Source organism: Celeribacter naphthalenivorans (genome assembly GCF_020524585.1).
GTDB lineage: Bacteria > Pseudomonadota > Alphaproteobacteria > Rhodobacterales > Rhodobacteraceae > Celeribacter > Celeribacter naphthalenivorans.
Genome location: NZ_JAIVLK010000004.1, coordinates 208,734 through 221,222, shown reverse-complemented (window position 1 = coordinate 221,222; position 12,489 = coordinate 208,734). Strand labels below are relative to the sequence as shown.

At 58.4% G+C, this 12,489-nt stretch carries 12 protein-coding genes; 1 reads left to right on the top strand and 11 read right to left on the bottom strand.

The features are described from left to right. Positions 1-101: 101 nt before the first annotated feature. The 10 genes from LC094_RS10455 to LC094_RS10410 all read right to left on the bottom strand — a co-directional run bounded on the left by LC094_RS10455 (position 102) and on the right by LC094_RS10410 (position 10,164). Positions 102-1,013 (bottom strand): hypothetical protein, encoded by a 912-nt coding sequence (locus LC094_RS10455; RefSeq protein ID WP_226552646.1) that lies wholly within the window; start codon positions 1,011-1,013, stop codon positions 102-104. Positions 1,014-1,047: 34 nt separating this feature from the next. Then, a complete protein-coding gene (locus tag LC094_RS10450) occupies positions 1,048-1,860 on the bottom strand; it encodes a hypothetical protein (RefSeq protein WP_226552644.1) in 813 nt (270 codons plus the stop codon). A gap of 5 nt (positions 1,861-1,865) precedes the next feature. Continuing rightward, a complete protein-coding gene (locus LC094_RS10445) occupies positions 1,866-2,342 on the bottom strand; it encodes a hypothetical protein (RefSeq protein WP_226552642.1) in 477 nt (158 codons plus the stop codon). 468 nt (positions 2,343-2,810) lie between these two features. Then, a complete protein-coding gene (locus LC094_RS10440) occupies positions 2,811-3,563 on the bottom strand; it encodes an SDR family NAD(P)-dependent oxidoreductase (RefSeq protein ID WP_226552640.1) in 753 nt (250 codons plus the stop codon). 10 nt (positions 3,564-3,573) lie between these two features. After that, positions 3,574-4,344 carry an SDR family NAD(P)-dependent oxidoreductase gene (locus LC094_RS10435; protein ID WP_226552638.1) on the bottom strand — a complete coding sequence of 257 codons (771 nt, stop codon included), beginning with the start codon at positions 4,342-4,344 and terminating at the stop codon, positions 3,574-3,576. Between the two features lie 51 nt (positions 4,345-4,395). Then, a complete protein-coding gene (locus tag LC094_RS10430) occupies positions 4,396-5,382 on the bottom strand; it encodes an ABC transporter permease (protein ID WP_226552636.1) in 987 nt (328 codons plus the stop codon). Positions 5,383-5,396: 14 nt separating this feature from the next. After that, positions 5,397-6,953 carry a sugar ABC transporter ATP-binding protein gene (locus tag LC094_RS10425; protein ID WP_226552634.1) on the bottom strand — a complete coding sequence of 519 codons (1,557 nt, stop codon included), beginning with the start codon at positions 6,951-6,953 and terminating at the stop codon, positions 5,397-5,399. Between the two features lie 17 nt (positions 6,954-6,970). After that, the gene (locus LC094_RS10420) at positions 6,971-8,230 is read right to left on the bottom strand and encodes a sugar ABC transporter substrate-binding protein (RefSeq protein WP_226552632.1); all 1,260 of its coding nucleotides are present in this window, start codon (positions 8,228-8,230) and stop codon (positions 6,971-6,973) included. 269 nt (positions 8,231-8,499) lie between these two features. Next, positions 8,500-9,216, bottom strand: a complete 717-nt coding sequence (locus LC094_RS10415; protein WP_226552630.1) for an SDR family NAD(P)-dependent oxidoreductase — start codon at positions 9,214-9,216, stop codon at positions 8,500-8,502. 45 nt (positions 9,217-9,261) lie between these two features. Then, positions 9,262-10,164 (bottom strand): MBL fold metallo-hydrolase, encoded by a 903-nt coding sequence (locus LC094_RS10410; RefSeq protein WP_226552628.1) that lies wholly within the window; start codon positions 10,162-10,164, stop codon positions 9,262-9,264. 331 nt (positions 10,165-10,495) lie between these two features. Between LC094_RS10410 and LC094_RS10405 the strand changes: the two genes are divergently transcribed. Continuing rightward, a complete protein-coding gene (locus LC094_RS10405) occupies positions 10,496-11,188 on the top strand; it encodes a GntR family transcriptional regulator (RefSeq protein WP_226552626.1) in 693 nt (230 codons plus the stop codon). A gap of 43 nt (positions 11,189-11,231) precedes the next feature. Here the strand turns inward: LC094_RS10405 and LC094_RS10400 are convergent, their stop codons facing one another. Continuing rightward, positions 11,232-12,470, bottom strand: a complete 1,239-nt coding sequence (locus LC094_RS10400; RefSeq protein WP_226552624.1) for an iron-containing alcohol dehydrogenase — start codon at positions 12,468-12,470, stop codon at positions 11,232-11,234. Positions 12,471-12,489: the final 19 nt, after the last annotated feature.

The following is a 12,489-nucleotide window of genomic DNA, read 5'->3' as shown; positions in this document are numbered from 1 at the left end:
TAAATTTCAACCCAACCTCGCCGCAATGCGGCGAAGGCCTTTGGAATAAAAGGAAACTTTTTTGTTTTAGAGATCACAGAGACGTGTTCTCGCCCAATCGATCAGGGCTCAAACCCCGCAACATTGCCTTCATGCACCCAGGCCGAAGAACATTTTCCGAGATAGGCGGTCTCCGTTGACCAGCCCTCCGGCGTCAAACCGCAGGCCTCCAATTTGGCGTCATACCCCAGCTCACTCATGTACCCGCCCGCGCCGTCGCCTTTCTCCGGATCGGTCCAGATGATGCCGGAAAAGCCGTTGTCGAAATCGCATTCAAAGGCATGCTCTAAGGCATAGGGCGAGACATAGCCCAGAATGGCCGCCTCCTCGAAGGGCGCGGCATAGAGCGCGATCTGTCCGTTGGCCGTGCCCTCATTGCTAAGCACGCCGCTGACCTCACGACATTCGGCACCACCATAGGGCGCGGCACCCACAAGTGGCATGCGGGGCTGATAATAAGCCGCGCTCTCACCGCTTGGCCCGGTGCGAAAACTGTTGAAGGCGATGTCCCGCGCCGTAAGAATGTCCGGCACCTCGGCGCTGAGCGCCGGGGTCAGACAGGCCAATGTGCGTGCCGGTGCGACGCCTCGATCAAAGAGATCAAGCCAAATCTCCGCCTCGGCTGCCCCGCCCCCGCCATCGATCGGCGTTTGGATGTTGAGCACGGCCCGGCCGCCTTCGTGCAAAAAGGTCAGGCTATAGCTGTCCCAAGGATAGCCCCCGGTGCCCGGCGTCATATCGAATGGTGTGTCGATGGCCAGCTGGGTGAGCGGCCCGTCTGAGATTTGAGGCGTGACATGCAGCTCAAAAGCCGGGGCGCCCGTTTCGGGATGCTGCGCGCCGCAGAGTTTGATCTCTTCGGCCTCTTCGGTCACGCAAAGCACCTGTGTCGCCAGAATGTCGTCACAAAACGCATGGGCGCCCGCCGTCGAAGACAAGAGGGCCAGGGTGAAACAGGGGGTAAAAAATCGCATCGTTAAAGTCCTTACATCCGTTTTGAGACCTGCGTCACTGCACGCGGTCAAGAAATGCGCCATTGACCCAGCCTGTCGCACAGGGGCCGTGATAGGGCGCATAAAGCTGGTCGGGGCGGATAAGACAGGAGGTGACCCCATTGGTAGGGATTGCCACGGCCAGAAAATCCCCGTCGCGGGCGATGACGTCCACGGTGTCTCCCTCATAGAGCCGCCACCAGACGGGCGTCGCAGCATTTGGACGGGCGATCGCATAGACCGGAAGCCCTTCGCCTGTCGGCAGGGCCATCACCGCTGCAACGCCAACCGCATTGGGCTCTGGCACCACGACATCCTGCGAAAAGAACAGCCCGATGGGACCGCGCGTCTCAAGCGGCGCCCAAAGCGCCTCTGTGTCGGCGTAGACGGTTTGCGACAGGCAGGGTGTCTGGTCGATGTCTTGCTGCCAATGCGCGGATTGCAGCCACATCTCGGTGGGGCCATCTTCTGCCACCGCCTCCTCCATGTCATCCCAAGGCAGGCTGGCATGAACCGTCACCGACTCATTCAGATCGGTGCTCCAGAACCCCAATTCAATACGAAGATCATCGCCCTCTTGCCAGCCAAACCACGTGGTCGCCGCCTCCGCGATCAGCGGCGTGTCGTAGTAAGTCGCGCCGGTTTCAAGCGCGTGGCGGACAAGGCTAAAGCGCGTGTCTTGCGCGCAGACGGTGATCTGTTCGCGGGGCTCGGCCTCGGTCGCGCATTGAAACACGACCTCGCCGTCGCAGACGCCCTGCGCGACCGCGCTTTGCGCAAAACCAGCGGCCAGACAGGCCAGAACTGTCTTTCGGAGATGTCTCTGCATCGCGGTTACGGCGAGACTTGCGCCAGGTCGATCATCTCGATCAACGCGCCGAGATCGGACGACACAGAACCCGCATCGCAGGTCAAAGTCGCAAGTACCTCGTTGTTCTGGATCACGGTGATACCGCCCTCGGCCTCGGCTTCTGCATCCCGTTCTACGCCCGCCCAAACCTCATAAGCATAGCCGCCATCCGCGTTAAAGGTCACGGAATCAGTCATATAGCTGCCCATGCCATTCCAGGCCGCGTAGGACAGCGTGACTTTTTCTTGCAGGATTTCTTTCTCCACCTCGCCATTGGATTTGAAAAACCCGTAAGAGGCCATGTCACCATCTTCCCAAATCGCATCGCAAAGCTCGACCGCTTTCGCGCCATTGTTGAAGGTACACGAGAAGACTTCGGTCCCATCGAGCTGGCAATACTGTCCAGCCTGCGCCACGCCGGCGGCAAAAATCAGTGCGGTTGCGAGAGACATTCTTTTCATTGGCTTTCCTTGATCGAAAATCATTTCATGACACGGGCTGCCGCGGCAACGTCGGACATGCATGCTACGACAGGTGGCTTTGGCGCGCTCAGTACTACGGGCCCGAATGGGGGATGGGAGGGGGAAAATCTCAGCAGCTTTCCCAAACCGCAGGCGCAAAACACCATCGAACATCGCGGCAGTGCCAGATCATGGGGGGCATGAAAATTCCGTCCCGCCCAGAACCACGCCTGATAAAATTCAATACCTTACGAGAAAAATGAAACTTTGGACGCTCAGTCTTTCGACACTGAAACACGATCTCTTTCAGTTGCCTCACCCTCATGGACAAGGAGAAAATAAAAAGGCCGCCCAATGGGCGACCTCATTGCAGGTGCTTTTGTCTCTGGATGTCTACGTCGAACGACGTCTCCTGACCTGCCGCCTGCACGGCCCCGGCACAAAAACCGAGACCAGATGCGCCGGAGATTAGAACGAACTATAGCCACCATCGGCCATAACCAACTGCCCGTTGATCGCTGACGACAGCGGCGACAACAGGAAAGCGACGACATTGGCCACTTCGGGGGGCTGCAGAAGGGCGCCGCTTGGCATATCTTCCAGCCATTTCTCAACCACCTCAGGATGTTCGATCCCAACCGATTTCAACATCTCGGTCTCTGTATACCCGGGACCAACGGCATTCACGCGCACCCCGGTTTTGGCCCATTCAACGCCAACGACCCGAGCCATATGTGCCACTGCCGCTTTTGACACGTCATATGCCGCATGAAGCTCCGGACGCACGGCTTTGACACCGGCGATAGAGGAAATGATGACAATCGCGCCTGCCCCCGCTTTGGTCATATGCCGCCCTGCGGCCCGCACGGAATAGAAGACGCCATCGAGGTTCACCGACATGACACCGCGCCACTCATCATCGCTATGGTCGAGCATCGCATTCGAGTTCGCGTAAGCGGCATTGGCGACGAACCCATCGATGGCCCCACGCGCCTGAACCACACCATCGATAAAGGCATCGACCACGTCACTCTTCGTCACATCGACGACATGACCTTCTGCGGAATAGCCCTCCGCCTGCAAAGCGGCGGCGGCCTCTGCTGCGCCCGACAGATCGGCGATGACCACATGGCCGCCGAGACGGCAGATGGTGTGCGCAATCGCGTTGCCGATGCCGCGTGCACCCCCGGTGATGGCGATCGTTTTTCCTGAGAATTCCATATTTTCTCTCCTACTGCGCGGTATAGCCGCCGTCACAGACGACACTGGAGCCGGTCACGAAACGCGCCTCATCAGAGGCGAGAAAGAGCACGCAATTGGCCACATCTTCCGGTTCACCCAAGGTCAAAGGATGCTTTTCGCCCATCATGGCGAGATAGGCCTCACGCCCCTCGGGCCAAGTGTCGGCGGCCTGAAGGAACAGCTCCGTTTTGGTCGAACCGGGATGAACGGCATTGACGCGAATGCCATAGGGCGCATAGCAAATCGCGTCCGTCTTCGTCATCAGCAACACAGCCCCTTTGGTGGCATGATAGGCTGGCAAATCCGCAGACCCGATCAGGCCATAGATGGAGGAGAAATTGACGATGGACCCCGTCTTTTCCTCCATCATGGTCGGCAGCACGTGTTTGGTCGTGAAGAACGTGCCTTTGACATTGACGTTAAAAACACTGTCCCACTCGGCTTCGCTCATCTCGTGGACCAGCTTATTGACCCCCGGTGTAGCGGCGTTGTTCACGAGGATGTCGATGGTGCCGAAACGCGCCAGCACGTCTTTGATACCCTGCTGAACGGAGGCTTCCTTGGTCAGGTCAACCTTGACGAACAGAGCCGAGGTCGGGCCCGCATCGATCTCGTCCGCAACCTCCTGCGCCTTGTCGAGAATGTCGAAAATCACGACATCGGCGCCCTCTTCGGCCAACCGCCGGGCTGTCGCAGCCCCGATCCCTTGGGCGCCACCTGTCACGATTGCGATTTTTCCGGCTACACGTCCTTGTGTCATTTCTTTCTCCATGAATGTGCATTTGGCCCGGCCGTAACCGGGCGGAATGTCTTATTTGATGAATTGATATTTCTTGCGGTCCGTCGTGATCGCCACGGCAACGATGATCACCAGCCCTTTGACGATGTCTTGCGTAAAGCCACCGACACCGGTCACATCCATGCCATTGGACAGGATCGCGATGAGCAACACGCCCAGAATGGTGCGATGTGGGCCGCCGACACCGCCCGAAAGGGCCGTCCCCCCCATCACGATGGCCGCGATTGAGTTCAGCAAGATCGACGAGCCTGCCGCAGGCGTCCCCGCCCCGACCTGTCCCGCCAAAAGCGCACCGGCCAGACCACAAAGCGCACCGCAAACCACGAAGGCTTTGATCTTGAAGCGGTTGATCGGCACACCGGAGTTGGAGGCCACAACCTCACCGCCACCGATGGCATAGAGATAGCGGCCGAATTTGGTGCGCAGCGCGACGAAGGTCAAAAGCAGCGCCGTGAGCAAAGCGATGGCAGCGACATTCGGCACGCCCATGATGAACGACCCGTTGATCAGATCGGTATAGCCCCAATCCTGATAGATGATCGCGATCCCGCCGGAGACATGCCCGGCAAGCCCGGCCAGAACCGACATCATGCCCAGCGTCGCCAAAAAGGAGGGCACCTTGAGATACACCAGCAAGCCCCCGTTGACGGCGCCCACCACGGCGCCTGTGGCGATGGCGATACAGATCGCCGCGACACTTCCGTACAGATCGACACTGATTGCGGTGACGAGCGTGGCCAAAACGACGGTGGCCCCGACCGAAAGGTCAATCGACCCGATCATGATCACCAATGTGCCCGCCAAGGCGACCAAGAGCAGGACAGAGGATTGCATCCCGATGTTCTGAAAATTGGCCAGCGTCCAGAAGAGCGGGTTTTGGATGGTGAAGAAGGCGATCAGCACGCCCAGCGCGCAAAGCTGTGCCAGAATGGCATAGTAGGGGCGCAGCGCATTTTGTCCCTTGGAGGGCACGCCGGCATTTGTTGTCATTGCGGTCATGTCATAACCTCCTTTTAAATCATACTTTTGACGATGGTGGCTTCTTCAGGCTTGGCCCCGAAGGCGGCCGGAAGTTCGGCTGTCACCTGCCCGCGCCGCATCACCAGAATGCGGTTCGACAGGCCGATCAGCTCGGGCAGATTGTCAGAGATCAAAAGAACCGAGGTCCCTTGGTCCGCGACATCGCGGATCAGATCGTAGATTTCCTCTTTCGCCCCGACATCGAGCCCCCGCCCCGGCTCATCGAGCACCAGCACGTCGACGCCGCGTGCCAACCATTTGGCAAAGACAACCTTTTGCTGGTTGCCCCCCGACAGGTTGCGCGCCAAAGCCCGCCGCCCCGGTGCGCGCACCTTCAACCGTTTCAACCAGTGATCGGTGACCTCTGCGCTCTTGCGGGAGGACAGATCGATCAGCAGCGGCCCGGCAATATTGGTCAGGCCGGGCAAGGTGAGGTTCCACTCCAGAGAATGCGCCCCGATGATACCCGCGAGATTGCGTTCGGCAGGCACATATCCGATGCCCTCAGAAATGGCCTGGAAGCTGGAGCCTGACGCAAGCGGTTTGTCATGGATCATGACCGTCCCGCCATCGCGCGGCGTCAACCCCGCAATCATGCTCGCTACGACGGACTTGCCGGAGCCAAGCACGCCGGCAACCCCCAAGATTTCTCCCTTATGCAAATCGAATGAGGTCGGTTCCACCTCGCCCTCTTTCGCCAGATCCCGAACCGAGATCACCACCTGATCGTCCGGTGTGCGCTGACGGAATTCCTTGTAGTATTCCTCTTCGCGCTTTCGCCCGACAATCAGCTCATGCAGGCCATCCGGACTGGTTTCCGAGGCCTCCAGCTGTTGCATCACCTGCCCGTCTTTGAGGGCCACGATTTCATCACAGCACCGAAAGATGTCCGCCATAGAGTGCGACACGATGATGATGGATGCCTTCGACCGCCACTGAGCAATGCCTTCAAAGAGTTTGTTGGCCTCATTCTCAGACAGGGCGGAGGTTGGTTCATCCAGCAAGATGATCGGCTCGACCGGATAGACACGAGACAGCGCAAAGGCTTTGGCGATCTCCACCAATTGCCTCTGCCCAAAGGACAGATCCCCCGTGACCGCTTTCGGGTCCACATTGTCGATCCCCAGATCCTCGAGAACCTCTTGTGTGACCCGGATCATCCGGTCACGTTCGAGAACCCCAAAGGTCGTGAATTTGGCTTCGCGGCCCAGAAAAACATTTTCATAGACCTTCAGTTGCGGCACCAGACCCTGTTCCTGAAAAACAGTTGCAATGCCATGGCGCGCCGCTTCTTCGGGGTGCCCGAGATGGGCCTGCTCCCCATGAATGCGCACGACACCCTCATCCGGCGACACCACGCCATTGATGGTGCCTAAAATCGTCGATTTCCCGGCGCCATTCTCACCGACCAGCCCGAGGACCGTATTTTTCCGCAACCGAAAGGAGACATCCCGGATAGCCGGGATGCCGTTGTAGGACTTGCTGACGCCCAAAAGTTCGAGCGCAACAGCAGAGGTCTCTGCTGATGTGTGCTTCACAGTCTCAGTCATGTTTGAAAGTCCCGCGCTCAGGCTTTGAACGGACCGGAAATATAGTGGTCCTCATAGAGCTGAACCACGCGATCGAATTCGCCGCTGCTCTTCATGTCGGCATAGGCCGGGTTGAGCCGGTCCTTATTGTCCGGGAACAACGCGAAATGCGTTTCCGGATCGATCGGCATGATTTTCGCCTGCGGATTCCAGTCATCAGGATTGAGCGTGCGGCTCATCTTGGTCCAATCATAGGCCGGACCGTCCGCGCCATAGAGGTTGTCCAGATAATGCTGCACGTTGTCCTCAGTGATCAGGGCGGATTCGGTATACATCATCCGCTCGGGCAGGCTCGGCTTCCATCCGTTCAAAGCATCGAACACAGAGGTGACCATAAAGGCCGCCTGATACGCCGGGAGCGAAGAATGGGTCGCGGCGAGGCGGCCGCTTTTCACCGCGTTCAGACCATCGGGCAAACCATCGATGCCCACGACAGGGATGTCGGTTCGGTCCCGCTCATCCAACACCGCCAAAACGCCCTCTGCAATCGAGTCGTTCTGCGCCATCACACCTTTGAGATCCGGATGCGCCGTGATCATCGACAACATGGCATCGCGCCCGCTCTCCCGGTCCCATTGGGTTCGCAGATTGCCAACCACTTCGATGCCCGGATATTCCGCAGCCGCCCGCATGACACCCGCCGTGCGGAAGGCATCCGTCGGCGTGGGGAGCCCCCAGATATGGACGACCTTGCCCTCACCGCCGATCCGTTCGAACAGCACTTTGGCGACTTCGTAGCCCGCAAGTTCAGAGTTCGGGGTGGAATATTGCACATGGTAGTCGCCGACATCGACCGGAGAGAACCACGCGGGATGCTCCCAGATGTTGGAATAGTAAATACCGGACGACTGAAGCGTCTTGGCCATCTGCGGCACGGCGCCATCGGGGAAAGGCAGGCCGATGAACATTTTCGCGCCCTGTTGCGGGGCGGAGCGGACCTGGCTGATCTGTTTGGCCGGATCTGATCCGTGCAGCATTTGCGCACCATCCAGCCCCAGGGCAGCGGTGCAAGCTTCGAAGCCTTTCACCCATTCCACCCAATAGGAATGCAGCACGTCGACCTGATAGATGATCTTCCCGGTTGTCGCGGCCTGTGCCGACGTCGTGGTCGCAAGGCCTGTCGCCCCGGTGATGCCAGCGGCTGCTGCCAGCTGCATGAAGACGCGGCGTGAGAACGGTTCATGAATGGAGTTTCCAGCGCGCACAATACGGCTCTCCACGGACTCAGTTTTTTTCATTGGGTCTCCTCCCCAGATGTTGCACCGCCTCATCTCCTCCAAAGAACACCCAGGGCCGTGCGCGTATCATGGTGCTCCATACCGTCATCCAATATTACCATAATACAGTCAAGAATTATCTTGCTGACTTACCGTAATACGATAAGATGGCGCAGTTTCCCAAGCAAACAGCGACTTCGAGCACATCAAACGACGCTAAAAAAAAGAAAGCCCCGGATAGGCTTACGCATATCCGGGGCATATTTTTTATCTCAGACGGCTCTGAACCCTCAGCCCACAGTCACGCCCCCGCAGACAAAGAGCGTTTGCCCAGTCACGAAAGACGCCTTGTCATCGCAGAAGAAACTGATGGCATTGGCCACGTCTTCAGGCTCCCCCATACGACCGAGAGGCACTTGATCGATGATCGCGCGCGTCTTCGGCGCATCTGGCGGATTGTTGTCCCAGAATGCCGTGGTCGCGATCGGGCCGGGAGCAACGCAATTGACGGTGATCCCATGCGGCGCCAATTCCAGCGCCCAGGTGCGCGCCATGGACTGCGCAGCCCCTTTGGACGCCGAGTAAAGCGTACGGTCCAGCTTGCCCTTGGTGACGCGGCTGGTGTTGAACACAATGCGCCCTCCCGCGCCCGCGCGGCGCATGGCAGGCACTGCCTCCTGGGCGCACACAATCGCCGCGCGCAGATTGAGATGCATCACTTTGTCGAAATCACTCAGATCAACATCCTCAAGCGGCGCAGGGAACACCAACCCGACATTGTTCACCAAACAATGCACCCCGTGCTCAGCAATAATTGCCGCCACGGTCGCCCGCGTCGCTTCCACATCGGAAAGGTCCACCTGACGAAAATCCGCCAGAAGCGCGGCATCCTCCGGGGCAACGACATCCAGCACGAACACGCGATATCCATCGTCGCTGAGCCGCTTGCTGATGGCATAGCCGATATTGCGCGCGCCACCGGTTACGATGGCCGTTTTTGACAGCATCTCCTGTCCTCCATTCATATCAAGATCGCAAACTGAGGAACCGTCTCAGAGACGGGGCGTCACCGGCTCCAAATGAAAGCGGAATGTGCCGTCGGCCTCCTTTGTCAGATCGCCAAGACCCGGGAACGGGAAATGATACCCGTGATAGCGGATGCCCTCAGCGCAGACCTTCTCGAAGACATCACGCTTCGCCTGCGCGCCGAGCGCCGGATCGCTGTCGAAATCCATATGGAAATACCATTCCGGGTGGATGGGGTCATACACCTGATGATGCGCCAGATCTCCGGTGAACATCACCTTCTCCCCTTTGCTTTCAAAGACAAAGGCGGATTGGCCAGAACTATGTCCCGCAGCCGACACCGAGGTCACACCCGGCAGAACTTCGACCCCAATCTCAAAGGTTTTCACCTTACCCTCATAGGGCTTGAGCGCCTCAAGCGTCCCTTCGGTCCAGGCCTTTTTATGATCGCTGCGCGTCAGGTTCTCAGCGTCGGTCCACTCTTCCCAGTCCTGTCGGCTCACATGGATTTCGGCATTCGGGAAAGCGGCGGACATGTCCGGGCGTCTCAAACCAAAGCTGTGGTCCGGGTGAAGATGCGTCATGAGAACCACGTCGATATCAGCCGGATCAAGCCCCGCCGCCGCCATGTTTTCCAACAACCGGCCCATTTTATCGCCGAACATATCCGAATACTGGCCCATACCGGCATCGATCAGAACGAGACGGTCCCCCATATTCACAACGACAGGGTTCAAATCCATCGGAATATAGTCAATCGGCAACCTGTATTCGGCCTTCAGCCGCGCCATTTCCTCTGGGTCGGCATTCGGAAACAGACCGTCATAGCTGTGATGAATGTAGCCATCCCACACAGACGTGCATTCCAAATCCCCGATCCGAAATCTATACCACCCTGCATTCTGTTGATTTTGCAGTGCTGCGACCATTGTGCGCTCCTCCTTCTTTGAAACGCGACGCGCACCGCGTAGAGAGTCCGGCGGTGATCATCGCGCAATTTCCGTCATACCGTAATACAGGATGACGGATGGCGTCTATCCCTATTTGCGCACAACTTATGTCCATCCCACCGGCGAACACCGCACCCCGCCCGCATCGCAAACCACCAGAATTAAGTGGAAATATCCATCCGGCCGACTGTCACGCGCCATGATCACCTTGATCGTATTACAATCACACGGTACTGTTGCAGAGAGCTCAGACGTCCTTGTGACGAAAACGCGCTACGCAATTTAATGTTTATGAACATAGGAGCACCGAATGCCAGCTCGGCGCGCAATCGCAAGAACAGCAGCCCCCCTGCGCCAACAAGTTGTGCAGATGATCCGCGAAGACATTCTTCAAGAAAATCTCAAACCTGGCCAACGCCTCGTCGAAAGCGTTCTGTGCGAAACATATGACGTGTCGCGCACCGTCATCCGTGAGGCTCTCCGTCAGCTGGAATCCGAACACCTCATCACGGTTGTCCCGAACTCCGGTCCAATCGTGACCGTCCTGAGCCAGCAAGACATTCAAGCGCTCTACGTGGTCCGAGCCAATCTCGAAGGCCTCACCGCAAATCTTTTTGCGCAGAACGCCTCCGACGAGCAATGCCAGCAGCTGCTCAATATCGCCGCGCGTTTGGACAAAGAATACCGCCACGGCGATGTCCAAAGCCGCGAACTCATCAAGGCCGAGTTTTATGATGTGCTGATCAGCGGCGCACATAACAACGTGCTCAGAGAAACCCTTGGCCTCATTCATGCCCGGATCGCAATTTTCCGGCGCTTCGCCTTTCTGGACGAAAGCCGCACCGAAGAGTCCATCGCAGAGCTCAAAACGATCATCCACGAAGCCGCCGAAGCGCATAATGGACAGGCTGCAGCAACCGCTGCAGAAGATCACGTCATTCTCGCCGCCAAATATGCAGAGCAAGAATATATCAGCCGAAATGCGGCCTTGATCGAAGCTTGAGGCCACTCGCAAGAGCGGCCTCAAACGGGTTTCGAGGGCTGCTTTACGGAGCGGCCCACCAACTCCGGTCATTCGCCACACCGCGCGCCAAAAGCTTTTTCACAAAATCTTCTGTGAGCGGTGCAGGATTGTTGAGGACCAGTCGGCGCGCCGTTACAGCGGAGCGCGCGATCTGATCGAAATGCGCCTCGCTCACCCCAAGGGACTCCAATTCAAGCGGAACGCCTGCCGCAGCCAAGAGCTCTTCGATCCGCGCAATCGCCGCGCGCCCTTTATCGTCCAGAGACTCCAGACCTCCCCCAACGCCGAGAATATCGGCCATACGTGCGAATTCCTCACGCGCGTAGGGTTGGTTGGCGCGCATGACATAGGGCAGCAAAGCGCCCACACCGATGCCATGCGGGGTATGGCCGATCGAGGCCATCGGGCTTTGGATCGCATGCGCCGCCGCCGTGCCCGTCGTGTTGATGACCATGCCCGCACAATAGGCGGCAAACATCACATCCGACCGCGCCGCCAAGTCGGACGGCGTCTCTACGACCGTGCCGAGAGAGCGATTCATCAACCGCAGCCCCTCCTCACAGAACACATCCGTGATCCGGTTTTTACCGACATAGACTTCCGTCGCGAGCTGGTCGGGAGACGGGTTCTTGGGACGCGCCGTGAACCCTTCGACCAGATGCGACAGCGCATCCGCGGCGGTTGCGGCCGTCAGCCCCGGCGGGCAGGTGACCGTCAACTCAGGATCGATAATGGCCACATCAGGAACAATAGAGGCATCCGCGATGGCCATTTTCATCTGCTTTTCGTCGTCGAAAACAATCGCCAGATTGGTGACCTCTGCCCCTGTCCCGCCTGTGGTGGGAATGGCAATCGTCGGGACCGTCGGCCCGGGCACGGCGAATTCGCCAAAATAGTCCCGCACATCCCCGCCAAAACGAAGAACGACAGAGCAAGCTTTGGCCAGATCCATACACGACCCGCCACCAAGCCCCACGATCAGGTCAGGCGGATTGGCGCCAAACCGCTCCGCGACGGCCAAGACATTGGAGCGCGGCAGATCCGGAAGCGCTTCCGTAAAGCTGTCCACCGTCAGCCCCTGCGCCGTCAAATCCGCAACCATATCGGCAAAGCTGTCTGTGCCCGCCATGCGTTCGTCGGTCACGATCAAAACGGACTTTCCCATGCTGGCCGCGATACGACCAAGCTGACGCCTCTGACCGGGCCCGAACAGCACGGTGTTGGGCTGGCGCACCAGCCCTATTCCAAGTGTATTTTCCATCGAATCTGCCCTCTCAAGC

Excerpts from the sequence above, each read along its gene's own strand:
- LC094_RS10455 (WP_226552646.1), bottom strand. The coding sequence starts at position 1,013 with ATGCGATTTTTTACCCCCTGTTTCACCCTGGCCCTCTTGTCTTCGACG.
- LC094_RS10450 (WP_226552644.1), bottom strand. The coding sequence starts at position 1,860 with ATGCAGAGACATCTCCGAAAGACAGTTCTGGCCTGTCTGGCCGCTGGT.
- LC094_RS10445 (WP_226552642.1), bottom strand. The coding sequence starts at position 2,342 with ATGAAAAGAATGTCTCTCGCAACCGCACTGATTTTTGCCGCCGGCGTG.
- LC094_RS10440 (WP_226552640.1), bottom strand. The coding sequence starts at position 3,563 with ATGGAATTCTCAGGAAAAACGATCGCCATCACCGGGGGTGCACGCGGC.
- LC094_RS10435 (WP_226552638.1), bottom strand. The coding sequence starts at position 4,344 with ATGACACAAGGACGTGTAGCCGGAAAAATCGCAATCGTGACAGGTGGC.
- LC094_RS10430 (WP_226552636.1), bottom strand. The coding sequence starts at position 5,382 with ATGACCGCAATGACAACAAATGCCGGCGTGCCCTCCAAGGGACAAAAT.
- LC094_RS10425 (WP_226552634.1), bottom strand. The coding sequence starts at position 6,953 with ATGACTGAGACTGTGAAGCACACATCAGCAGAGACCTCTGCTGTTGCG.
- LC094_RS10420 (WP_226552632.1), bottom strand. The coding sequence starts at position 8,230 with ATGAAAAAAACTGAGTCCGTGGAGAGCCGTATTGTGCGCGCTGGAAAC.
- LC094_RS10415 (WP_226552630.1), bottom strand. The coding sequence starts at position 9,216 with ATGCTGTCAAAAACGGCCATCGTAACCGGTGGCGCGCGCAATATCGGC.
- LC094_RS10410 (WP_226552628.1), bottom strand. The coding sequence starts at position 10,164 with ATGGTCGCAGCACTGCAAAATCAACAGAATGCAGGGTGGTATAGATTT.
- LC094_RS10405 (WP_226552626.1), top strand. The coding sequence starts at position 10,496 with ATGCCAGCTCGGCGCGCAATCGCAAGAACAGCAGCCCCCCTGCGCCAA.
- LC094_RS10400 (WP_226552624.1), bottom strand. The coding sequence starts at position 12,470 with ATGGAAAATACACTTGGAATAGGGCTGGTGCGCCAGCCCAACACCGTG.